The 22,402-nt window shown below is 69.6% G+C and carries 16 protein-coding genes and 2 pseudogenes; 7 read left to right on the top strand and 11 right to left on the bottom strand.

Annotation, left to right across the window (positions count from 1 at the left end):
- Positions 1-4: 4 nt before the first annotated feature.
- Positions 5-2,227, bottom strand: coding sequence for a telomere-associated protein Tap (tap, locus tag ACFZDL_RS26810; RefSeq protein ID WP_353593772.1), 2,223 nt, complete (start codon positions 2,225-2,227; stop codon positions 5-7).
- A gap of 450 nt (positions 2,228-2,677) precedes the next feature.
- On the opposite strand from tap, the gene ACFZDL_RS26805 reads away from it, so the two are divergent.
- Together ACFZDL_RS26805 and ACFZDL_RS26800 are read left to right on the top strand one after the other, a co-directional pair.
- Entirely contained in the window at positions 2,678-3,283 is a 606-nt protein-coding gene (locus ACFZDL_RS26805; RefSeq protein WP_353593771.1) for a GNAT family N-acetyltransferase, read from the top strand.
- 70 nt (positions 3,284-3,353) lie between these two features.
- On the top strand, positions 3,354-4,139 hold the full coding sequence (locus tag ACFZDL_RS26800) for a phosphotransferase (RefSeq protein ID WP_353593770.1): 786 nt from the start codon (positions 3,354-3,356) through the stop codon (positions 4,137-4,139).
- Here ACFZDL_RS26800 and ACFZDL_RS26795 read toward each other — a convergent pair.
- Positions 4,136-5,044, bottom strand: a complete 909-nt coding sequence (locus ACFZDL_RS26795; protein WP_353593769.1) for a LysR family transcriptional regulator — start codon at positions 5,042-5,044, stop codon at positions 4,136-4,138. The genes ACFZDL_RS26800 and ACFZDL_RS26795 overlap by 4 nt on opposite strands.
- Before the next feature lie 72 nt (positions 5,045-5,116).
- Here ACFZDL_RS26795 and ACFZDL_RS26790 point away from each other — a divergent pair, with 72 nt between their 5' ends.
- The gene (locus ACFZDL_RS26790) at positions 5,117-5,899 is read left to right on the top strand and encodes a Rid family hydrolase (RefSeq protein ID WP_353593768.1); all 783 of its coding nucleotides are present in this window, start codon (positions 5,117-5,119) and stop codon (positions 5,897-5,899) included.
- A gap of 46 nt (positions 5,900-5,945) precedes the next feature.
- Here the strand turns inward: ACFZDL_RS26790 and ACFZDL_RS26785 are convergent, their stop codons facing one another.
- From ACFZDL_RS26785 to ACFZDL_RS26765, 5 genes are all read right to left on the bottom strand, one after another.
- Entirely contained in the window at positions 5,946-7,703 is a 1,758-nt protein-coding gene (locus ACFZDL_RS26785; protein ID WP_353593767.1) for a trehalase family glycosidase, read from the bottom strand.
- A 136-nt stretch (positions 7,704-7,839) separates the two neighbouring features.
- Positions 7,840-8,664: a carbohydrate ABC transporter permease gene (locus ACFZDL_RS26780; RefSeq protein WP_353593766.1), complete on the bottom strand. Its 825-nt coding sequence runs from the start codon at positions 8,662-8,664 to the stop codon at positions 7,840-7,842.
- Positions 8,661-9,629, bottom strand: coding sequence for a sugar ABC transporter permease (locus ACFZDL_RS26775; RefSeq protein ID WP_353593765.1), 969 nt, complete (start codon positions 9,627-9,629; stop codon positions 8,661-8,663). Before ACFZDL_RS26775 ends, ACFZDL_RS26780 begins: the two co-directional genes overlap by 4 nt.
- A 19-nt stretch (positions 9,630-9,648) precedes the next feature.
- A complete protein-coding gene (locus tag ACFZDL_RS26770; protein ID WP_353593764.1) occupies positions 9,649-10,890 on the bottom strand; it encodes a sugar ABC transporter substrate-binding protein in 1,242 nt (413 codons plus the stop codon).
- A 129-nt stretch (positions 10,891-11,019) separates the two neighbouring features.
- The gene (locus tag ACFZDL_RS26765) at positions 11,020-12,066 is read right to left on the bottom strand and encodes a LacI family DNA-binding transcriptional regulator (protein WP_353593763.1); all 1,047 of its coding nucleotides are present in this window, start codon (positions 12,064-12,066) and stop codon (positions 11,020-11,022) included.
- A 473-nt stretch (positions 12,067-12,539) separates the two neighbouring features.
- On the opposite strand from ACFZDL_RS26765, the gene ACFZDL_RS26760 reads away from it, so the two are divergent.
- The 3 genes and pseudogenes from ACFZDL_RS26760 (at position 12,540) to ACFZDL_RS26750 (ending at position 16,977) form a co-directional block, all read left to right on the top strand.
- On the top strand, positions 12,540-16,199 hold the full coding sequence (locus ACFZDL_RS26760) for a LamG-like jellyroll fold domain-containing protein (RefSeq protein ID WP_353593762.1): 3,660 nt from the start codon (positions 12,540-12,542) through the stop codon (positions 16,197-16,199).
- Positions 16,200-16,447: 248 nt separating this feature from the next.
- Positions 16,448-16,573, top strand: a pseudogene (locus ACFZDL_RS26755) (alpha/beta hydrolase fold domain-containing protein); the annotation flags it as partial.
- Between the two features lie 86 nt (positions 16,574-16,659).
- Complete coding sequence (locus ACFZDL_RS26750; RefSeq protein ID WP_353593761.1) at positions 16,660-16,977, top strand: alpha/beta hydrolase fold domain-containing protein; 318 nt, start codon at positions 16,660-16,662, stop codon at positions 16,975-16,977.
- 114 nt (positions 16,978-17,091) lie between these two features.
- Here the strand turns inward: ACFZDL_RS26750 and ACFZDL_RS26745 are convergent, their stop codons facing one another.
- On the bottom strand, positions 17,092-17,247 hold the full coding sequence (locus ACFZDL_RS26745; RefSeq protein WP_353593760.1) for a hypothetical protein: 156 nt from the start codon (positions 17,245-17,247) through the stop codon (positions 17,092-17,094).
- Between the two features lie 521 nt (positions 17,248-17,768).
- Here ACFZDL_RS26745 and ACFZDL_RS26740 point away from each other — a divergent pair.
- Positions 17,769-19,646 carry an RICIN domain-containing protein gene (locus ACFZDL_RS26740; RefSeq protein ID WP_353593759.1) on the top strand — a complete coding sequence of 626 codons (1,878 nt, stop codon included), beginning with the start codon at positions 17,769-17,771 and terminating at the stop codon, positions 19,644-19,646.
- A 3-nt stretch (positions 19,647-19,649) separates the two neighbouring features.
- Here ACFZDL_RS26740 and ACFZDL_RS26735 read toward each other — a convergent pair whose 3' ends face one another.
- The 3 genes and pseudogenes from ACFZDL_RS26735 to ACFZDL_RS26725 all read right to left on the bottom strand — a co-directional run bounded on the left by ACFZDL_RS26735 (position 19,650) and on the right by ACFZDL_RS26725 (position 22,394).
- The gene (locus ACFZDL_RS26735; protein ID WP_353593758.1) at positions 19,650-20,654 is read right to left on the bottom strand and encodes an MFS transporter; all 1,005 of its coding nucleotides are present in this window, start codon (positions 20,652-20,654) and stop codon (positions 19,650-19,652) included.
- Positions 20,620-20,919, bottom strand: a pseudogene (locus ACFZDL_RS26730) (alcohol dehydrogenase catalytic domain-containing protein); the annotation flags it as partial. The pseudogene ACFZDL_RS26730 and the gene ACFZDL_RS26735, both read right to left, overlap by 35 nt.
- Positions 20,919-22,394 (bottom strand): aldehyde dehydrogenase family protein, encoded by a 1,476-nt coding sequence (locus tag ACFZDL_RS26725; RefSeq protein WP_353593757.1) that lies wholly within the window; start codon positions 22,392-22,394, stop codon positions 20,919-20,921. The gene ACFZDL_RS26725 and the pseudogene ACFZDL_RS26730, both read right to left, overlap by 1 nt.
- Between the last annotated feature and the right edge of the window lie 8 nt (positions 22,395-22,402).

Here is a 22,402-nt window from a genome sequence, read left to right as displayed (position 1 = left end):
TCCCCTATTCTCCGTCGTCCTTGGCGGTGACCTCGCCTGTCTTGATGTAGCGGGCCAGGTTCAGGGTCGGGCTGTACTGCTCGCGCACTTCCTCACCCCACAGGGTGGTCTGGGTGCCCTCGTGCTTGACCATCCCCGGCGAGACTCCGAGCCGGAAGGAGCCGGGCACCGTCTTGCCGTCGGCGTCGTACGGCAGGACGTCCAGCGGGGAGGGCCCGTCGGCGGCGTAGACGGCGCAGTCCGACAGGATCGCCACCGGATACTGCCCGGTGGCAGCGGCCAAGCTGATCATCTTGCGGTGCATGTTCACTCGCGCCCGGGAAATCACGACGGCGCGGATGTCGGGCCGCCATGTCGGCCGGGACAGGGCCGGCCACGCCTGCCCGGGCTTGCCGCCCCGTGCCCGCTCCCGCAGTTTGCCGATACCGCCCTTGACCGTCGACTTGATCGCGTCCAGGACGATCGCCATCTCGGGGTCGCGCTGCTTGTAGCCGTCCATTGCCGCCAGGAACTCGCTCGGCGGTAGCTTCTCGCCTACCCCGAGGTCGCCCATGGTGTGGACGTACGCGTCCCGGAGCCGCTTGTACCAGCCGTCCAGGAACTTGCCCTTCTCCCGCCGCACCCAGGCCTCGATGGGGGCGACCTCGTAGCCGAGCTCCACCGCGTACGCCACGGTCGGCGTGGCGTACCAGGCCGGGCCCGTGGGCCGCTCGCCGGTCGGGGTGAAGGGGCTGGGCAGCAGGTCGCCGTCGAGCTGCCGCCACTGTTTGCCGACCACCACGCGGGAGAGGTCGACGTGGGAGAGGTCGACGAGCCACGCCCCGGGCAGTGCCGGGTCGAACTCGGGGTTGACGACGTGCACGGGCGGTGTCGCCAGGCCGACGACCGCGCCGTTGGCGGCCGCGCCGAAAGCGAGGTTGACGTCGATGCCGACCAGGAACCGCTTCATACACTCGGCGTCGGTCAACTCCCGCGCCCAGTCGTACGCCTCCTCGAACAGCATCTCCGCCGGCCCTCGCTGGTGGAAACGGGGCAGATCGGCGAGCAGCGGGTGCCCGTCAGGTGCCTCGCACGGCGCGCAGTCCATCGCCTGCTCGCCCAATGAGCCGGGCCGATGCTCCTTGTGTCGCCTGCCGCTTTCGTCCGGCTCGCTCGCCCTCGTGGGCGGGTTAAGGGCGGTCATCAGCTCCAGCCCGGTGACGGCGGTGGAGCCACGCGGCGTCATCACCCGCTGCGCGTAGGTGCCCAGCAGACGGACGAGCTCCGCCGGCGGCAGCTGGGCGGCGTGGCCCCAGGAACGGGCATCGAGCGCATTCCACGACGGGATGCACAGCTGCACGCACTGCCGCTGCCCGCCCTGAGCAGGACGGTAGATCCGCGCCCACGGGCCGAACCCACGCTTCGTCAGCCGCCACTCCGCGCGATCGAGCTGCCCCAGGACCTTGTGGTCCTCCGGTAGCCGCCCGGCGAGCCGCTCGGACTCCGACAGTGTCACGGGCAGCCCGAACCGCTCGCACGCGGCCTCGGTGAGCACCAGCAGCGGGTCAGCATCCTTACCCGACCCATGCAGGCGCGCCGCGCCGAGCCTCGCCTCCCTCAGCGTCCACTCCACCAGTGCCGGGAGGGACTTGGCGGGCACGTCCAAGAGCAGGCCGCCGACGCCGTACGCCACGACCTGCCGGTCGTCGCCGGCGTCGACGACGGCGAGCGGCCCATGGGTGAACCGTGGATCGTCGGCGGCCGCCGTGGGGGTTCTTCCGGGGGCGGCCTTCTTCACGCCCGGGCGCCGCGAAGTCGACGGCCTCCTGGTGCCCGCCGAAGGCGACGGATCAGCGGGATCGGAGCGCTGCGGGGGGCTCTCCCTGCTCGCGGCCGCAGCTTCCGGGGCCGGGCTTGGGGACCCGGTCCGCGGTTCCGGTGATGCCTTCGGCGACGGCACCGCCGGCGTGTCGTGCACGGATTCGGCAGCCGGGGAGGGAAAACGGGCGGCGAGGCCTTCCAGGAGCCGGGCGTAGGCGGCCCGCTTCGGCGGCCGCGGCTCGGCCCGCCCGGCCTCCCAGTTCCCCACCGACTCACGCCGGGTCTCCAGTGCCGTTGCGATCTGCTCCTGACTCAGCCCCGCCGCCTCCCGCAGACGCTTGCGCTCGGCAGGCGGCGGCAAGGGGTCGGCGACCTGTTCGAGCAGGGCATCGACCGCGCTGAACAGCGCCTCGTGATCGTTGGGCACAGGATCCACCTCCACTCATCAATAGTACATGAAAACCATGTGAATCGCGTGTCATTACCTCATGAAGGCCGCATCCAGGGGTGCGCAGGCGTAGGTCGGACGGACCGGGGACGGCGAAGCCGCGGCGGCGAGCAGGGGGCGGACCTCGTGAACGGCGCGAGTGATCGTGGAGCGGTCCACTCATGGCTCGGACAGCTCGGCGATCAGCTTGCCCAGGCGGCGGCGCGGGATTCCGGTGCAGACACGATGGCTCAAGGCCGTGCGGGTCCATCCTGGTGTCACGATCATGATCGTCCCGCACGGCCGTTCGCGTATTCAGACTGGGGTATCAGGGATCGGGCATCACGTCGTGATCGCTCAGCCGGGTGACTGCGACTGCGTAAGCGAGCGAGTGGGGCGAGCGTGCCGCAGTTCATAGACGTTGGCCGCGTCGGCCGCGAGGATGCGGCTATGGAGATCACAACCGCCGTGGCGACCGATGCCGATGCCGTCGCCGAGCTGCACACGGCCAGCTGGCGAAAAGCCTACGCGACCCTGTTCCCCGCGCAGTACCTTGACGGCCCGCTGCTCGCCGAACGCCGACAGGTGTGGCGGGCGCGGTTGGCCGATCCCGTCCCGGGCGCGGCACTGTTCCTGGCCGTAGAAACCGGCGTGCTGTTCGGCTTCGTCTACCTGGAACCTCAGCCAGACGGCCGGGTCCTGCTCGACAACCTGCATGCCCGGCCCGGCGACACCGGGCGCGGGGTGGGCAGTCGGCTTATCGAGCATGCCCTGGCCTGGTCCACCCACGCACACCCCGGCCAGGACGTCTACCTGGAGGTCCTGCAGGGCAATACCCGCGCGATCGCGTTTTACGAACGCCACGGAGGCCGCCGTACCGCGTCCCGCGTCTGCCGCTTCGACCAGGGTTTCGAGCTTCCCGAGTTCGAGTACACCTGGCCCGCCACCTCCCCAGATTCGACTCGGTCGCCGGGACTGGCGGCCGCAAAAGGCGTCGAACCCGTCGACACCTTCACGCTCCGGCGGACCCGCAGCGACGGTGAGCAGCGCCGATAAGGCAATGCCCGTGTGTTCGCGGCCGGGAAAAGGAAATGTGCGGCCGGTCGGGATGCGGTAGAACCAGCGCATGGAAGAACAGCGTCTGCCCGGCGGTAGGACTGTGGGCGCAGTGCGGATCGGGGATGCGGTCCACCGGCCCCTGCAGCCGTGGACGCCCGGCGTGCACGCGGTGCTGCGCCACCTGGAAGCCGTGGGGTTCGACGGTGCGCCCCGCGTGTTGGGGGTGGACGACCAGCAACGCGAGGTCGTGACCCATCTTGCGGGCGAGACGGCCGGTGAGGACCTGCCCTGGCCTGCGTGGGTGTACTCGGACACCGCGCTGGAAGGCGTCGGCCAGTGGGCCCGGCGGTTGCATGACGCGACGGCGGAGTTCGTCCCGCCGGAGGGCGTGCGATGGCTCGCCGGACAGACCTGGCGGCCTGGTTTGATCATTGGTCACCATGACGCGGCCCCGTGGAATGCGGTGTGGCGCGACGGCGGTTTGGCCGGGTTCTTCGACTGGGACACCGCCGGGCCTTCGTCGCGCGAGTTCGACCTGGCCTTCATGGCCTTGACCTGGGTGCCGTTGCACGCCCGCCGGTTTGCTGAGAAGACCGGATTCACGGCATTCGAGGACCGATCCCGGCGTCTGCATCTGCTGCTTGATGCCTATGGGTACGACGGCGACCGGGCGGCGTTCGCGGCCGTTGTCGCCCAGCGGGCCCGCGTTAACGCCCACGTCATTGAGCGTATGGCCGCCGACGGCGACCCGGCGTACACCGCCCTGCTACCGGTCGCGGCTGATCTTCGCCACGCAGCCGTCGAAGTCGAAGACCTGCCCGCAGGCTTCTGGCGCAGGCCGGCCGCCGCCTAGGGGCTGTCAGGCGGGACTTGGCTGATGGTCGCCAGCAGGCGTGTGACCAGGGGATTGTGGTCGTTTTTGCGCCAGGCGACGGCGACTCGTGTGCGGGCGATGCCGGGTTCGATCCTGCGGAAGGCGACGCCTTTGAGGCGGATGCGTCGGATGCTCGCCGGGGCCAAGGAGACACCCAGGCCGGTTTCCACGAGGGCGCACACGGTTTGCCACTCCACCGCGTGCTGGACTATCTGCGGTGTGAACCCTGCCGCGGTGCACAGGCCGATGATCTGGTCATGCAGTGTCGGGCCGACCGTGCGGGGCAGCAGCACGAAGGGCGAGTCTGCCAACTGCGCAAGCTGTACGGTCCGTTGGGTGGCGAGAGGATGGGTGGACGGCAGCACGGCCACGAAAGGCTCGCTGAGTACCGTTCTGAAGCTGAGCTCTGTCTCGTCGGTGGGGGGTTCGCGCAGTAGACCGATGTCTATGGTCTTGTCGTGCAGGGCGGCGATCTGTGGAGCGGTGGTCATCTCGTGGATGTCCAGGTGCACGCCAGGGAACTGGTGACGGAAGGTGCGCAGCAGGCCGGGCAGGATCGTCAGGGCGAGGGAGGCGGCGAAGCCGATCCGTAGGTGGCCGGCCTGGCCGCTGCCGACGGCCCGGGCTGCGGCCAGGCCGTCCGCGAGGTCGGTGAGTGCCCGCCGGGCGGCGGGCAGCAGCTCGCTGCCGGCTGGGGTCAGGGTGACATGCCCTGGGGCGCGGGTGAACAGCGCGTGGCCGACCTTGTCCTCCAGGCGGCGGATCTGCTGGCTCAGCGGCGGCTGGGCGATGCCCAGGCGGGCGGCCGCGTGGCCGAAGTGGAGTTCCTCGGCGAGCACGACGAAGGCGTGCAGCTGCGGTAGGGGGAGTTCGGGGCGCTCCATACGCCTAGAGATATCAGACCATGCATGCGGCCGTATTAGACGTATCAGTGCTGGGCATTTAGCGTTCGGCGCATGACAAAGCGACGCGCGATCCTCAGCGGCTCGGCCTTTGAGGAGCAGATCGGCTATGCCCGTGCTGTGGTCGACGGCGACTGGGTGCATGTGTCCGGGACGACCGGGTTCGACTACGCCACCATGACGATCTCCGACGACGTGGTGGAGCAGGCCGAGCAGTGCCTCCGCAACATCGGGGCCGCACTGGCCGAGGCGAAGTGCACCTTCGCCGACGTGGTGCGCGTGCGCTACCTACTGCCCGACCGCGAAGACTTCGAACCCTGCTGGCCGGTCCTGCGCCGCTACTTCGGCGACGTTCAGCCCGCCGCCACGATGCTCATGTGCGGTCTCGCCGACCCGCGGATGAAGATCGAAATAGAGGTGGACGCGCGGCGGCGCATCCCGCCTCACGGTGGCACCACAAGCAATCGCTCGCAAGCGCCTGCCGTGCCCGTCGAGGCCTATGAGCCCCCTTACTACGCGGCCGTCTTCACCACGGTCCGAACCCAGGACCAGAGCGAGTACAGCGAGACCAGCGCACACTTGGAAGACCTGGTGAAGGACGTCCCCGGGTATCTGGGGATGGACCACGCGCAGACTCCTGGCGGGCTGGGCATCACCGTCAGCTACTTCCGTGATGCCGACGCCCTCACGGAGTGGCGGACCAACGCCGAGCACCGCGCGGCGCAACAGCGTGGGCGAGCCCAGTGGTACCAGACCTATACGCTGCATGTGGCGAAAGTGGAACGAAGCCACGGATTCGTGCGCGCGGATGCCCAGCAGAGCCCGACGGCAGGCTGACCAACCATGGTGTGCTGCCGTTGGACGGAGTGCGGACAGGGGTTCTTCATCCGCCCGTCTGCGGGGCGGGCGTGGCGTGCCGGAGTGCGTGGGCTTCGGCGAGGAGCAGGTAGCCACTGGCGGTCCAGGTGTAGGCGCGGTCGCGCAGGCCGGTTCCGGTGAGGGCGTCGAAGTTCTCCGCGAAGCCGTGGGTCTCGCACAGGGTCCGGAAGCGGGCGCTGATCTCGTCCGCGAGGCTCTGGTGGCCGCTGCGGCGCAGGCCGTCCTCGATGAGGACGACGGCGGGGGCCCAGACGGGGCCGCGCCAGTAGCCGTCGGAGAGGTAGTGCGGGGAGCTGGGCAGTTCGGTCGCGAGCCCGTACGGCGTCAGGTGCGCCTGGATGCGCTCGGCCAGCACGGCGGCGACGTGCTGCGGCAGGTGCTCGCCCAGCGCGATCGGCATCAGGTCCAGCAGGCTGGAACTGCTCCATGTGTCCCCACTGTGCGCTCCGCGGGCGACGAAGTGGTCACCCTTCCACAGGTGGTCGAGCATCGCGGTCTGAGTCGCGTCCGCGGTCCGCGTCCACCGGCGGGCGTCGTCCGACCGCCCCAACTCTTCGGCCAGGGTAGCGAGTTCGCGCAGTTGGAGGACCAGGAACCCGGCGAGGTCGGCGGTGGCGACCACCCGTTCCGGGTCGAAGGTCGTGGCGTTGTCCCAGCCGCTGTCGTTGCCGTGCTGGTAGTGGGGAAGGGCGCTGCCGGGCGCTCTTCGCGCGGTGAGCCAGAACTCGGTCCAGCGGGTTAGCCGGTCGTACGTCCGGGCCAGCTCCGCCGGGTCCAGCGGTTCGCGCAGGCGCCGGCGCAGGTGGCCCAGAGCCCAGCCGTGGATGGGGGGTTTGACGTAGTTGTAGAGGATCTCCGAGTGGCACACGGAGTCGGGCAGGGCGCCGCTCTCGTCCTGGTGGTCGAAGGGGAGGCAGAACTGGTCCCAGGCGGACGCGGACAGCCCGGGGGCCAGCGCCAGTGCGTTGAAGCAGTGGTCCCAGCTCCAGACCTTGTCCATCCAGTGCTTGGACATCAGCACCGCGGGCCGGGTGACGAAGCCCGCTGGGTTCACCGTCGCGGACCACAGGACGTAGGCCGCCAGTTCGGCGGCCGGGGTGGCGGCCGAGCGCCACGGGGCGACCATGTCGGTGAATTGGGCGAAGGCGTTCTGTGCGGCGGTCACGACCTGGTCGAAGGCGGTCTGCGCGATGTAGGGGCGGCGCGCGCTGTCCAGTTCCTCGACAGCGGCCTCCCAGGCCCCGCCGTTCTGTGCCGCGATGGCCAGACCGCGTTCCGCGCTCCCCAGATCCTGGGCGCCGAAGACACCGACCGCGTCGGCGGACAGCACGGTGATCCGGTAGCGGCGCCCGGTTTCGTACGAGGTGAGGACGTACGCCCCGTCCACCGGGTCACGGAAGAAGTAGGTGCCGGTGAAGGGCGTCAGGGTCTGCTCGGCAGCACAGATACGCAGGCCGAGCCCCTCACCGCGCAACCGTACGGTGTCCGGTGACTCGTAGGCTAGGTCGATGCGGCCGCCTTCGCCGATCCAGCTGAGCAGTCCCGGTGTCGCCTCGATGCGGGTCGTGGCCCGGGCGCCGGTCCCGGCATCGAGGGGGACGAACCGCAGCACTGCGTGCATACCGTTCTGGTGGGAAACCAGGTGGAGGTCGTCGGCATGGGTCTTCTGGGCCACGACGGGCGAGATGCCGAACCAGGATCCATGCGTGCTGAACGGAATGTCGTGGATGGAGAAAGCCGGGCCGGACGGGGCGGCGGTCATGAACGTTACTCGTTTCTTCAGCGGTGGCGGGTCGGCAGCGTGCCGAACGGCTGTGGTGGCGCGCCGGACCGGTCGACGGTGTGCGGCGTTCCGGCGGGGGCCTCCCGGTGGGCGGGGGAAGGATCGCCGGGGAAGGTCAGTCCTTGACGGCGCCGGCGGTCACGCCGGCGGCGACGTACCGCTGGGCGAGGACGAGGATGACCGCGGCCGGCAGCGAGGCCACAACGGCGGTGGCCATGATGGCGTTCCACTCCTGGTTGTTGTTGCCGATGTAGTGGTAGATGCCGAGGGTGATCGGCTTGTGTGTGCCGCCGCCCGCGAGGGTGCTGGCGAAGACGAAGTCGGACCAGGACCACAGGAAGGCGAACAGGGACACCGTGACGACGGCGTTGCGGCTCATCGGCAGGACGATCGACCAGAAGGTGCGCCCCGGCCCGGCGCCGTCGGTCTTCGCGGCCTGGAGCAGTTCGCCCGGGATCCCGGACATGAACGCGGTGAAGATGAGGACCGCGAAGGGGACGGCCAGGGTGGAGTCGGCGACGATCAGGCCGGGTACGGTCTGGAGCAGGCCGAGCTGGAGGTAGATGGCGTAGAAGCCCATCGCCATGATGATGCCGGGGATCATCTGGGCCACCAGGAGGAGAAAGCTCAGTACCCCGCCGCCGCGCGGGCGCAGCTTGGCCAGCGCGTAACCGGCCGGCGCGGACAGGGCCACGGTCAGCACGACGGTGCCCAGGCCGATGACGAGGCTGGTGCCGAGGTAGGGCAGCTGCTCGTCGAGGACCCTGCGGTAGCCGGCCAGGGTGCCGTGGGCGGGGAACAGGTCCGGTGGGCTCTTGCGCATGTCCTGGTCGCGGGTGAAGGACACGTTCACCATCCAGTAGACCGGGAAGAGCATGATCCCGGTCAGCAGGAGGCCGATCGTCGTCTTTCCCCAGGTGCGCTTGGAGCTTCGCATCATGTCAGCGCCTGCTTTCTCTGCACCCGGACGTAGACCAGGCCGAAGACCAGAGCGGCGACCACGAGGAGGTTGCCGACGGCCGCACCCGGGCCGAAAGCGGGCAGCAGGTTGCCGAAGCCGAGTTGATAGGACCAGGTGGCGAAGGTTGTGGATGATTCCGCCGGGCCGCCCTTGGTCATGATCCAGATGATGTCGAAGACCTTGAGCGTGTAGACCAGCCCCAGCAGCAGGGTGATCGCGGACACCGGACGCAGCAGCGGGAAGGTGATGCTCCAGAACCGGCGCCAGGCGCCCGCCCCGTCGAGGGCGGCGGCCTCGTACAGGCCTGCCGGGATGGACTGCAGGCCGCTGTAGAGCACGACCAGGTTGAACGGGACGCCGATCCAGATGTTCGCGATGATCACAGAGGTGAGCGACCACGACGGTGACGTCAGCCAGTTCACCGGGTCGATGCCGACGGCGTGCAGGGCGGCGTTCACGACACCGGAGTCGCTGTTGAGCATCCATGACCAGGTGGAGGCCGACACGATCAGCGGCAGCAGCCAGGGCACCAGGAACAGGGCGCGCAGGGTGGCGGAGAGCCGGAAGTGCTGGTTGAAGAAGACCGCGAGGGCCAGGCCGATGGCGTACTGGAAGAACAGGCACACGGCGGTGAACACCACGGTGTGGAACAGGGCGGGGGCGAAGGTCGGGTCGTCGAAGACGGTGCGGTAGTTGGCCAGGCCGGTGAAGGGTGCGTCGCCCTGGACGAAGGAGCGGACGGTGTAGTTGCGCAGGCTCAGGTCGAGGTTGCGGTACAGCGGATAGGCGTAGAAGAGGGCGAGGTAGAGGGTGACCGGGGTGAGGAAGGCCCAGGCGGCCCACTGCTGGGAGCTGGGGCGGCGCCGTGTCCGGGGCGGTGCGGTGGGGACCGCCGTGTGGTCGGGCACGGACCGGCGATGCGGCACTTGTGTGGTGTGACTCATCAAAAGGCCCTGGAGTGCGTCACTTGACGGCGGACTGAGCGGCGCTCAGCGCGTCCTTCGGAGACTTCGAGCCGCTCAGGGCGGACTGCACGGCCTTCCACAGCTGCTCTGAAATCTTCGGGTACTTGGTGCCCAGGTTGTCGCTGGTACGGCCGCGGGCCGCCTTGACCGCGTCCACCCACGGCTTGAGGTCGGGGTTGGCCGCCACCTGCTTGTCCTGGACCGCGGAGGTGGGGGCGACGTAGGAGAGGGTGGTGTCGGTGTCGTACAGGTTCTGGGTGCTGGTCAGGCAGGCCGCGAGCTTCTGCGTGGTGGCGTAGCGGTCGGTCGAGTCCTGGACCGGGACGGTCACGAACTCGCCGCCCGTCGGGGCCGCGGCCTTGTCTCCCTCGGCGCCGGGGATGGGCAGAACGCCGTAGTCGAAGCCCGCCTTCTTGGCGCCTGCGAGCTGCCAGGTGCCGTTCTCGCTGAACGCGTAGTCGCCGGTCGCGAACTCCTGCCAACTGGTGGTCTGGGTGTTGTTGAGCACCGAGTTCGGGGCGTAGCCCTTGGCCAGCCAGTCCTTCCACAGGGACAGCGCGGAAACGGCCTGGGCGGAGTCGAGCTCGGTGAGCTTCGCACCCGAGCCCCAGAACCACGGGAGGAACTGGAAGCTGCCTTCCTCGGTGCCGATCGCCGAGAACGTGATGCCCTTCTTGCCCGCCTTCTTGACCTTCTCCAGCGCCGCCGTCAGCGACTTCCAGTCCTTGACCGAGGCGATGTCGACCCCGGCCTCCTTCAGGACCTTCTTGTTGTAGTAGAGGGCGAGGGTGTTGGCGCCGATCGGGGTGCCGTAGGTCTTGCCGCCCGACTGGCCGGCCGCGAGCAGGTTGGGATCCACCTTCGAGGTGTCGAGCTTGTTGTCGTCGGTGGTGGTCAGTACGCCCGCCTCGGCCAGGGTCGACACCACCGGGTTGTCGACGATGAGGACGTCCGGGGAGTTGCCCTGTTGTGCGGCCAGCAGTGCCTTGTTCGCCAGGTCGCTGGTGTCGAAGCCGGTGCGCTTGACCTTCACGCCTGCCTTGGTGCCGCACTCGTCCAGCAGCTTCACCCATGCCGAGCCCTTGTCGAACTGGGGATACGGGTCCCAGATGGTGTACGTGCCACTGTCAGCCGCTTTCGCCCCGGTGCCTCCCGAGCCGCAGGCGGTGGCACTGGCCGCGATGGCCAGGGCGGTCAGAGCTGCGGCGGTGAGGCGACGCCGTCCGGAGGAGCTGTTCATGGCCGGTTCCTTTGTTCTTGGCATGCGGGTGCCGAGGGCTGGATGGTGAGGAGGGCGCGGGCACGACGAACGGCGCCGTTGAGCGGTTCGAGCGTCCGGTGGGCGTGAGGAGGTGAGCGTGGGGTGCGATCAGGGGGTCGTATCGGGCCAGGTGTCCGCCGCGGGCGTGGCTCCCGAGGGCCCGGTGCTGGCCCGCAGGGAGATGGGCGGCGTGAGGAGATGGTGCCGGGGCGGCGCGTGGGGATGCTCGAGTCGCTCCACCAGCAGCTCGACGGCGAGCCGCCCCATCTCGGCGGCCGGTACGTCCGCCGCGGTGAGCTGCGGGGTCACCGTCTCCGCCCAGCGGCCGGCCACCACCCCGGTGACGGAGAAGTCGCGCGGTACGTGGCGGCCGGCCTGGGCGAGCCCCCGGTAAAGGCCGCCCAGCGCCGCCTCGTTCAGCGTGACCAGGGCCGTGGTGGCGGGATCGTCGTGCAGGATGCGCTGTACGCAGCTCTGGCCCGAGGCGGCGTCGTCTCCGCAGCAGTACGTCCGGACCGTCAGTCCGCGCTCGGCCGCCGCCTTGGTGAAACCGTCCAGGCCGCGGTGCGCGGACTCGTATCCGGCCCGCAGCAGCTGCTCGGGACGGTTGACGAAGGCGACCCGGCGGTGGCCGAGATCCGCCAGGTGGTGGACGCACGCCTCCACCAGCGCGGTGTGGTCCAGGCCGACCCACCAAACGCCCTCAGGGCGGGCGGTGCGTCCGATGGTGACGGAGGGGAAGTCCAGGGCGGCCAGATGGTCCACCCGGTCGTCCTCCAGTCTGATCTCCATCAGGATCGCCCCGTCGACCCGCCGCTCCCCCAGCAGCCGCTGGAACGACCGGTCACTGTCCACACCGCTCGGCGACAGCAGCACGTCGTAGTCGTAGGCCGCGGCGGCCTCCACCACGCTCCCGATGAAGTCCAGCTGCATCCCCGTGTAGTGGTTCCCGGCCGGCGGGAAAACCAGGCCGAGGGTGCTGGTCCGCCCGTTGGCCAGGGCGCGGGCACTGGCGCTGGGCCGGTAGCCCAGCTCGTCGACGACCTGCTGGATCTTCCGGCGCGTGTCCTCCGACACCGGGCGCTTGCCGCTCAGCGCGTAGGACACGGTACTCCGCGAGACACCGGCCCGCCGCGCGATCTCACCGATGTTCACGGCAACTCCTTGCTCGAACCGGTTCGCCGCTTCACAGGAGGAGCGGCCGCCGGTTGTGGGGATGCGGTACGGGAGGAGAGGGGCGCCCGGTCGTCGAACCGGTTCGCGTGAAGTGACGGTAGGAACCACTCGAACGCCTGTCAACACCCTGAACATCACTTTCTCGATCCATCCAAGGTCTGGGTAGCGCACTTGCGTCGCGGGGATTGCTGGTCGGGTTTCCCGGTGCTAGCTTCGCGAACCGGTTCGACGAAGCGATCCTTCCGGCAACCCTGGGCGCGCTCCGTACACCCCCGAGGAGAGGAGCTGCCGCCACGGCCGGCCGGAGAAGTTCCCGTGGCGCAGGAAATCGAATCGATTCGCCTGCCACCAACACCACCCACGAACTCTCCCGCCGGGCCGCGCCAATGGACGAGTAGCCGACCGAGGTCGGCCGACCGGAACCGCCAACTCAAGGATGAGGACGCAATCCCATGCCATCCGCTGACAGATCCGCCCGGCGCCGGGCACCGGCCGCCATGGCGCCGGCCCTCGGCGCGGACCTGCTGGCCGCACCAGCCATCCCCGCACAGGCGGCCGACACACCCCAGCCCACCGCCCGCTACACCTTCGACCAGGACGAACTCTCCTCCGGCAAGATCACCGACAGCTCCGGCAACGGCCTGACGGCGAGCCTGGTCAACGGCTCCACCGCCCAATACGTCGCCGGCACGGACGGGGGCAAGGCGCTCGCTCTCCCCGGCGGGTCGCCCACCTCCACCGGCGCGTACGTACGCCTGCCCCGCGAAGTGATCGGCGACGCCGACAGCTTGACGGTCTCCGCCCGGGTGAAGTGGAGCGTCGACACGTCGCCGTGGCAGCGGATCTTCGACCTGGGCACCAACACCGCCAAATACCTCTTCGCCACCCCGGCCAACAGCAGCGGGCTGCTGCAGACCTCCGTGACCACCGCCGGAGGGGGCGCGGAGACGCAGATCCGCGGCTACGCACCGCTTCCCGCGGACGAGTGGCGGACCGTCACCGTCACCCTCGACACCGCCGCCGGCCGGCTCACCACCTACCTCGACGGCGTGGTGATCTCCTCCGCCCCGAGCGGCATCAAGGCCCGAGATCTGTTGGACGGTTCGGCCACGGCCGCCGGCTGCATCGGCAAGTCCTTCCACCTGGATCCGCTGCTCAAGGGCGTGATCGACGACTTCGCCGTATGGCACTCGGCGCTCACCCCCGAGCAGGTGGCCCGCCTGGCCGGGGAGGTGCCCACCCTCCAGCAGCTCTCGAAGACGTCGTTCGAGGTCCGTACGGCAACCGAGACCGCCCCGTCCCTCCCCGCCGCCGTCCGCTCCTCCTTCTCCGACGGATACGACCGGGACACGCCGATCACCTGGGACGCGGTGGCGCCCGACAGGTACGCCCAGCCGGGCACCTTCAGCGTGGCGGGAACGGCCGCCGGGCGTGCGGTGGAGGCGACCGTCACCGTGGTCCGCGCGCAGCTCACCGTCGACCTCGGCTCGGACACCGGAGCGTTCCACGGCGGCGCCTCCGGCACCCTCTACGGCGTGTACGGACCGGGCGTCCCCACCAACAACCTCATCGAGGGCATGGGCCTGCGCACGGTCTCCACGAAGGCGCAGGACGGCCCGCAGCACCCCGGTGCCGACGCTCTGGAGGTGGTGGGGCCGCTGGCCGACTCCACCGACGGCGACGTGTACATCTACATGACCGACATCCTTCGCGGATTCCCGTACGAGTGGCCGGGCGACACCCCCGAGGAGAAGCTGGGGCTCTACAAGGAGAAGATCGCGGTCCAGGTCGACCAGGTCCTGCGCCTGCCGAAGCAGTACCAGGACAACATCGTCTTCGTGCCGTTCAACGAGGTCGAGGGCAACATGTTCGGCACCGGGCAGTGGAGCTACAACAAGGTCAGTTGGCTGAGCGACCCGGACGACTACTTCGCCGCCTGGGACGACGTCTACAAGCTCATCAAGGGCAAGATGCCCAGCGCCCGCATCGCCGGTCCCAACACGAGCACCCTGTACGACCAGGTGAAGGGCTTCCTCGCCCACACCCTTGCCGCCGGCACCCTCCCGGACGTCATCACCTGGCATGAGATGAGCCACCCGGAGGCGGTCCGCGAGAGCGTCGCCACGTACCGGGGGTGGGAGAAGGAACTGTTCAAGAGCACCGACAAGGAGGGCGCCCAGCTCCCGATCAACATCAACGAGTACGCGTGGAACTACCACACCTCCGTCCCCGGTCAGATGATCCAGTGGGTGTCCGCGATCGAGGAGTCCAAGGTGGACGCCGACATCGCGTACTGGAACATCGACGGCAACCTCTCCGACTCCGCGGTGCAGTCGAACCGCGCCAACGGACAGTGGTGGCTGCTGCACTCCTACGCCTCGATGAGCGGGCACACGGTGAAGGTGACCCCGCCGTTCCCCGGCGAGAGTTACACCATGCAGGGCGTCGCCACCCTGGACGAGAAGAAGCGGCAGGCCCGGCTGCTCTTCGGCGGGTCCGCCGGCAAGGGCCACATCACCTTCGCCGATGTCCCAAAGAAGCTCTTCGGGGAGCGTGTGCACGCCTGGGTGCGGGAGATCGAGTGGAGCGGGCAGGTGGGCGACTCGTCCGGCCCCAAGCTGCTCACGGAGACGAACCTGAAGGTCGGTGACGACGGCAAGGTCGTCGTCGACTTCGGCGACGGCGGGCTGCCGAAGCTGGACGAGTCCTCGGCGTACGAGATCGTCCTCAGCCCGGCCGGGAAGGCGAAGGACACCCAGTCCGCGCCCGTGCGCTGGCATGCCTCGTACGAAGCGGAGGACGCCGCCCACACCGGGTCCGGCTACTCGAAGAACGGCCCGGAGGGCTCGCCGCGCGAGGTGTCGAAGTTCTACACCTCCGGCGGCTACGACGTGGGCGGCCTGCGCACCGGCTCGGACGTCACGCTCGACTTCACCGTGGACGTGCCCGAGGACGGCACCTACGACCTGAGCGTCTTCGCCAACTCCCTCAACACCTTCGACAAGGTGAAGGAGCAGGGCCCCACCAACGTCTTCCTGCGCGTGGACGGCAAGGCGGACGGCGAGCGGGAGCTGTACCTGCCGCTCGGCTACAAGTGGGTGGTGTGGGACCACACGGACACCAAGGTCCGCCTCACCCAGGGCAAGCACACCCTGACGCTCGCCGCGAAGAGCCTCGACGGCGAGCGCGCCACCAAGGGCGACGCCATCGTCGACCGCCTCACCCTCTCCCTCCCCGGGCCCTCCGCCGCCACCCAGGTGTACGAAGGCGAACTGGCCTGGCCGGCCGGCGGCGCACGGCCCGTCTACGACCTGCCCGAGCAGGCCGGAACCCCCGCCACCGGCTCGGGCGCGATCCAGCTCCCGAAGAACGGGACCGCCACCTTCTGGGTGTACTCCCCCGCCGACCGCGAGGCCACCCTCAAGGTCGACACCCTCGGCGGCGCGAACGCCCGGCTCTCCGTCAACGGACACGATGTCCTGCGCCTGTCCCGTGGCAAGCACAGCGTCGCGGTCTCCCTCTCCGGCGGCATCAACAAGGTGACAGTGACCGGAGGCTCGTCCGCCACCCTCGTCGACCGCCTCACGGTCACGCCCACCGAAGGCAAGCTCACGGCGCGCACATACGAGGCCCAGGACGCCAAACTCGCGGGCTCGGCCACGCTCACCCCGCTCTCCCTGGCCACCGGCGGCACGGCGATCACCGGCATCGGCGGCGACCCCGGCAACGGCAACACCGCGACCTTCACCGTCGACGCCGACCGGGCCGGGCTGCACGCGCTGCGCATCCGCTACTCCAACCCCGAGCAGTCCGAAGCCACCCACTACAACCCGGACCCACTCGTCCGCCACGCCGACATCGCCGTGAACGGCGGCAAGGCGCGGCGCGTGACCTTCCCGCACAGCTTCCACCAGAACAACTTCTGGGAGCTGACCGTCCCGGTCCAGCTCGAGAAGGGACAGAACACCATCACCTTCCGCTCCGAGGAACTGCCGAACTTCGACGGCACCACCTACGCCTCGGACACCTTCCCCGGGGCACTGCTCCGTTCCCGCTACGCACCGCTGATCGACCGGATCACCGTCGCGCCGTACGCACAGGACGTGCGATGAGGTGATCACCACCGGCGGCGATGTGCCGCGCGCAAAGCTGGGGTAGCGGCGGAATCGCGTTCCACGCCCCGCCCGGCAGGCGCGCGTCCACTCAAGCCGTCGGCGCCGCGAAGGCACAGCGCCCGGGTCCGTCACGGTCGGCGGCCCCGGCCGCTGTGCTGTGCGAACCGGGCGCCGGCCTGGCCGGCGTCGTCGGGCACAACCAGCGCTGCTCGATCGGCCGGGGTGGCTGACCGGACCGTCCGGCTGTGATCCTGTTCCACATCCACGGCGGCGGCTTCCGCATCGGCAGTGCGGTGCAGGCACGCTCCGCAGCGGGACTCCTGTCCTTGCGGACGCGCGCCCGAGCGGTGGCACCCGAATACCGGCTCGCTCCGGAGCACCCCTTCCCCGCAGGTCTGGACGACTGCGCCAGGCCCTACGCCGCCGTTCGCGCTGCCTTTCCGACGCCCGTGTCGTGGTGGCAGGAGACTCCGCGGGAGCCGGCCTGGCCGCCGCCCTCCTGCTGCGCCTGCGCGACGCGGGCGCCCCGTCCCCACTCGCCGGGGTGTTGTACTCCGGCGTCTACGACCTGCGCCAGGAGAACTACCTCACGGGCAGCTGGGCCGAGAACGACGACACCGACGCGATTCTCATGGCCGCCCACGGACCGATGATGGCCCAGAACTACCTTGGCGGACACAGCGCGGAGGACCTCTATGCCTCCCCGGCTCTCGCCGGGGTGAACGGCTCCGGGCTGACCGACGACCCGGCGATCCTCGCCCTCCTACGGTCCTGACCTCGGGCCGCGCCGGCGGCCGACCAGGTCGCTGCGGACGCCGGGCGAAACGGTGAGGGTGCCGTTCGCACCGGCGAAGGACCAGCTGCGCTCGCCGATGAAGGGCACCGCCTTCTACGGAGTGGCCTGCCGAAGCGGCGGCTCCTGTCGCCGTACGGCATCGGCCTTTTCTCCGTGCTCGTCGATGGCCTCGTAGGCGGCCTGGAGGATCTGCTCCCGGCGCACGGCGCTCTTGCGGTAGGGGCCTCGTGGTTTCCGCTGGCTCGTCACTCGTCAGACCGTACTTCACGGCATGAAGGACGTGCGGATCATGTGGGCTCCATGGGTTGCCGACTCGCCGCCGCCCGCGGCCGCGGCAGAAGGCAGCGGCGGGACATGCCCAGGCGAGCCACCACTCCGATCCCGGCCCGACCCCGGGCAGCCGTGATGTTTGGACCTTGAAAATCTAGCGCTCAAAAAAATTCGAGACTGGGGTTGCCGAAGGCCCTCGCGGCACGGGCCCGAGCAGGCGCGCAGCACGCCCACCATCCGCCACCCTGACGGCACCGGCAGGCCGCACCGACTGAGAGGTGGCGAGGTCGTACGGATTTCGTCGTCGAACCGGTTCGCGTGAAGGAAAGTTAGAGACCACGCATGTGCGTGTCAATGCCTCGCGTCCGACTTCCCTAAGTGCCGGTCGAACTCTGCCAGAAGTATTGCCGACCCGTCTCCACCGGTGCTAGCTTCCGGGCCAGCTCGGCGTCGAACCGGTTCGAATCACCCGCAGACCCCGACTCTTGGGAGAGCCGCCCATGCCTCTGTTACCAGCGCGCCTCCGCCACAGAACCACTCCCAGCCGCCGCTCAGGGCGCGCCCGCCGACGCGGCGCGTCCGCCGTCGCCATCCTGCTGGCGACCGTGGCGGCGAGCCTGCTGCCGGTCACCACCGCGCACGCCGCCGACACCGCCGTCACCGTGGACTTCGCCACCGCCGGAGGCGCCCCCGCATACCGTGCCTCGGGAATGATCTACGGCATGACCCCGGACGGCTCGCTCCCCCAGGACCACTTCTTCAAGGACATCAAGTGGCACGCCATGCGAGCCGGCGGCGCCCAGCTCAACAACGGCGGCTACGCCACCAGCCTCGCCGCCTACCAGACCCGCTGGAACGCCACCCTCGCCCAGTACAAGCGCACCGTCGCCCTCGGCGGCACGTTCGTCCTGCTCCCCCACGACCTGTGGGGCGCCGACGGCACCACCAGCCAGGGCTGGCCCGGCGACAACGGTGACTGGACGAAGTTCGACAACTTCGTCACCCAGCTCATCGGCGACGTCCGCGCGAACAACATGACCGTCCAGTGGGACCTGTGGAACGAGCCCGACCTCAGCATCTTCTGGGGGGCCTCGCAGAACCAGTACCTCCAGATGTGGTCGCGTTTCCATGCCCGCGTACGGGCCGCCTTCCCCAACCAGCTCATCGTCGGACCCAGCACCGCCAGGCAGCCGAACTCCTCCAACACCTGGTGGACGACGTTCCTGAGCCACGCCAAGGCCAACAACGTGGCCCCGGACATCTGGAGCTGGCACGACCTGCCCGGTGACCCGGTGGCCGACGTGGGGCGCGCCGACTCGACTCTCGCCGCGGCGGGCCTCACCCGCACCCGCCCGTACCAGATCAACGAGTACGGCCCGCTGTCCCAGCAGACCCCCGGCGGTGGCGCCTGGTTCGTCGGCCGCCTGGAGCGGGCCGGCGCCGACGGGCTGCGGGCCAACTGGGCCTCGGGCCGCAATCTGCACGACTACGCGGCCAATCTGCTCACCAAGAACAGCGCCGGCCAGTACGTGCCGCTCGGCGAGTGGTTCTTGTACCGCTACTACGGCTCCCAGACCGGCAACATCGTCAAACTGACCCCGGGCACCGGTACCGACGGACTGGCCACCAAGGACAACGCCGCCAGGAACACAAAACTGCTGCTGGGCAGCAATGGAAACACCGGCACCGTCACCGTGAACCTGACCGGGCTGAACACGACGTCGGTGGTGGAGAACGGCCGCGTCCGCGCCGTCGTCCAGCGCGTTCCGTACAACAACGGAGCGGCGGTGGCGGGCCCGGAGACCGTCTCCGACAGCACCCTCACGGTCAGCGGGAACGCCGCCTCACTGAGCATCCCCTGGTCGAACGCTCGGGACGGCTACACGGTCACCCTGCTGCCGCCGTCCGACACCACCGTCTCCACGGTCGCCGTGAGCCAGAACAGCGGCCAGTGCCTGGACGACACCGACCTCAGCACGGCCGAGGGCACGCAGTACCAGCAGTACTCCTGCGAAGGCGGCTATCAGCAGATGCTCGACCTGAAGCCGGTCGTCGGCCGGGCCGGCACCTACACCGTCGTCAACGAGCTCAGCGGCAAGTGCCTGGGCATCGCGGGCGCCTCCATGGCCGACGGCGCCGCCGTCGGCCAGTACACCTGCAACGGACAGCCCAGCCAGATGTTCACGCTGAGCCCCGTCACCGCACTGGGCAACGGCCACGACTATCAGCTCGTCGCCGTGCACAGCGGCAAGTGCGTCGACGTCTCGAACGTCTCCACCCAGCCAAAGGCGCTGATCCACCAGTGGGTCTGCGATCCGGCGAGCGCCCTCGGTAACAAGAGGAACCAGATCTGGCAACTGCTGGGCAAGGCCGCCTGAGGCCTACTGCTTCAGATCGGCCTCCGCGTCGTCGGCGACGACCGCCTCGGCGGCGGGTGCGTCCGCGGAGGCAGCGGGTGTGGCGGCTGCTGGAGCCGGTTCGGACGAGTCGAGACTGGTCCGGAGTGTGACCGGCTTCAGCAGGACCGCCGCGAGGATGCCGAGCGCGGCCACGCCGGCGGCGATGAGGAAGATGGTTCCTGTCGCGTCCCCGTAAGCGACACGGGTGTTCACGTGGTCCTGCGCCATCCGGCCGGCGACCTGTCGGGCCAGGACGGCGCCGAGAACGGTGACGCCGAACGTTCCGCCGAGGGAGCGGAAGAAGGTCACCGTGGTGCTGGCCGTGCCGATGTCCTTCATCGGCGCGGAGTTCTGCACGACGAGGATGAAGTTCTGCATGGTCATGCCGGCGCCGGTACCGATGCGCAGCATCGCGACGCTCATGAAGACCAAAGACGTCCCGTGGTCAATGGTGCCGAGTCCGGCGAACCCGGCGGTGAGCAGCACGGAGCCGACGACGACGAAGGGCTTGAGCCTCCCGCTCCTGCTGATCAGCCGACCCGCGACGATGGACGAGACCAGCACGCCGCCCATCATCGGAATGGTCAGCAGCCCCGCTTCGGTGGCCGTGTGGCCACGGCTGACCTGGAAGTACTGGCTGAGGTAGACCGAGGCCGCGAACATGGCCGTGCCGGCGGCGAGGCTGCCGAGGATCGCCAGCACCGTGGTGCGCTGCTTGATGGTCTGGAGCGGCACGATGGGTTCGGCGGCGCGTCTCTCCACCCACAGGGCGATGGACAGCAGCACCAGTGCCGCCCCGACCATCGCGGCGGTCTGCCAGGACGCCCAGGCGAACGAGCTGTCCACGAACGAGATCCAGGTGAGCAGGACGCTGACGCCCGAGGCGATGAGTGTCGCGCCGAGGTAGTCGATCGAACCGGGGCACCATTCTGGAGGCCCCGCGCTCGCAGTGGTTGGACATGGCGTTGACGCACCACCAGCACGCACCGCAGGCGGGCGAGACGGAGGCGAGCACTCTGTCACCGACGCCGACCCGGCGCACGTCGGGCCCGACGGCCTCGACCGTGCCGCAGGCCTCGTGTCCGGGGACCAGGGGATCGGTCCGTTCGGCCCGGTTGATCGAGGTCAGGTCGGTGTGGCAGATACCGCTGGCCGCGATCCTCACCAGGACGTCCCGGGGCCCGATGGCGGGGGTCGGCAGCTCTTCCAGCACCAGCGGTTCGCCCGGCCGGTATGCGACGGCGACCTTCATCACGCGGCTCCCTTCGTGGGCGGAACGAGCTCCGGCGGGATGCCGATGGTGTGGGGTTCGAGGTACTGGTGCAGGCCCTCGATGCCGAGTTCGCGGCCGATGCCCGACTCCTTGAACCCGCCGAAGGGCACCAGCGGCTGAGGCGGTATGGCGCCGTTGACCACGGTGCCGCCGGTGCGCAGCCGTCGGGCAAGGGCGAGGCCCCGGGCGGGGTCGCCGGTCCACACGCTGCCCGACAAGCCGTACCGGGTGTCGTTGGCGATCCGGACCGCGTCGTCGTCACCGTCGTGCGGGATCACGCATACGACCGGTCCGAAGATCTCTTCCTGCGCCACCGCATGGAGTTGTCGACGTCGCCGAGGACGGTGGGCTCGACGTACCACCCCTTGAGCAGGTGGCCCGGGCGGCCACCGCCGGCCACGATCCGGAAGCCCTCCTCGGCCGCGAGGCCGATGTAGCCCTCCAAGCGGTCGCGCTGCCGCTCGGCGACGAGCGGGCCGACCACGGTCGAAGGGTCGTGCAGGTCTCCGACGGGGATGCTCGACGCCATCCGCCACCGACTCCAGGGCCTGCGCGTACCGCGACCGGGGCACCAGGACGCGGGTGACGGCGGCGCAGACCTGCCCCGAGTTGTGCATGCCGGCGCGGAACAGGCTGGCGGTCACGGCCGGTACGTCCGCGTCGTCGAGCACGAGCGCCGCGGACTTCCCGCCGAGTTCGAGGGAGACCCGCTTGACCCGGTCGCCGCACAGACTCATGATCCGCATTCCGGCCGCGGTCGAGCCGGTGAAGGCGATCTTGTCCGTCCCGGGGTGGGTGACCACGTGCTCGCCCACCTCGCGGTCGCCGGGTACGACGTTGACCACTCCGGCCGGCACGCCCGCTTCGTGCAGCACCTCGGCGAGGATGTAGTTGCTCAGCGGCGCCTCGGGCGGCGGTTTGAGCACCACGGTGCACCCGGCCGCCAGCGCCGGTGCCACCTTCCACGCGGCCAGCGTCACCGGGGCGTTCCACGGCACGATCGCACCGACCACGCCGACCGGGTCCGACACCACCAGACCGACGCGGTCTCCGGAGCGCACGACGCGGTCGAACTCGAAACTCCGGATCAGCTCGGCGTAGTAGTCGAACACCGGGGCCACCGTCCCGGTCTGGAGGGGCGCCTGGCTGCTGGCGACGCCCATCTCGTCCACCAGCACATCGGCGATCTCGGCATTTCGCAGCCGGAACAGTTCGGCGGCACGGGCCAGGACGTCGGCTCGTTCGTCCGGTGTCATCCGGGGCCACGGGCCGTTGTCGAAGGCGGCGCGAGCGGCCGCCACCGCGCGGTCCATGTCCTCGGTGGTCGAGACCGGAACCTCGCCGACGGCCTCCTCGGTCGACGGAGAGACGACCTTCAGGACCGAGGTGCCCGTCGGCTTGGCCCACTCGCCTCCTATGAAGAACTCCCGCCGGTACATGGGATGATCTCTCACGGCTCCTG

The organism is Streptomyces sp. NPDC007917, assembly GCF_042959105.1.
Lineage (GTDB): Bacteria > Actinomycetota > Actinomycetes > Streptomycetales > Streptomycetaceae > Streptomyces.
This window is presented reverse-complemented; position numbering and strand designations above follow the sequence as displayed.

What these genes read in the sequence shown, in the direction of transcription:
- ACFZDL_RS26770 (WP_353593764.1), bottom strand. Translation starts at nt 10,890, where the DNA reads ATGAACAGCTCCTCCGGACGGCGTCGCCTCACCGCCGCAGCTCTGACC.
- ACFZDL_RS26795 (WP_353593769.1), bottom strand. Translation starts at nt 5,044, where the DNA reads ATGGAGCGCCCCGAACTCCCCCTACCGCAGCTGCACGCCTTCGTCGTG.
- ACFZDL_RS26760 (WP_353593762.1), top strand. Translation starts at nt 12,540, where the DNA reads ATGCCATCCGCTGACAGATCCGCCCGGCGCCGGGCACCGGCCGCCATG.
- ACFZDL_RS26805 (WP_353593771.1), top strand. Translation starts at nt 2,678, where the DNA reads ATGGAGATCACAACCGCCGTGGCGACCGATGCCGATGCCGTCGCCGAG.
- ACFZDL_RS26790 (WP_353593768.1), top strand. Translation starts at nt 5,117, where the DNA reads ATGACAAAGCGACGCGCGATCCTCAGCGGCTCGGCCTTTGAGGAGCAG.
- ACFZDL_RS26775 (WP_353593765.1), bottom strand. Translation starts at nt 9,629, where the DNA reads ATGAGTCACACCACACAAGTGCCGCATCGCCGGTCCGTGCCCGACCAC.
- ACFZDL_RS26740 (WP_353593759.1), top strand. Translation starts at nt 17,769, where the DNA reads ATGCCTCTGTTACCAGCGCGCCTCCGCCACAGAACCACTCCCAGCCGC.
- ACFZDL_RS26800 (WP_353593770.1), top strand. Translation starts at nt 3,354, where the DNA reads ATGGAAGAACAGCGTCTGCCCGGCGGTAGGACTGTGGGCGCAGTGCGG.
- ACFZDL_RS26780 (WP_353593766.1), bottom strand. Translation starts at nt 8,664, where the DNA reads ATGATGCGAAGCTCCAAGCGCACCTGGGGAAAGACGACGATCGGCCTC.
- ACFZDL_RS26785 (WP_353593767.1), bottom strand. Translation starts at nt 7,703, where the DNA reads ATGACCGCCGCCCCGTCCGGCCCGGCTTTCTCCATCCACGACATTCCG.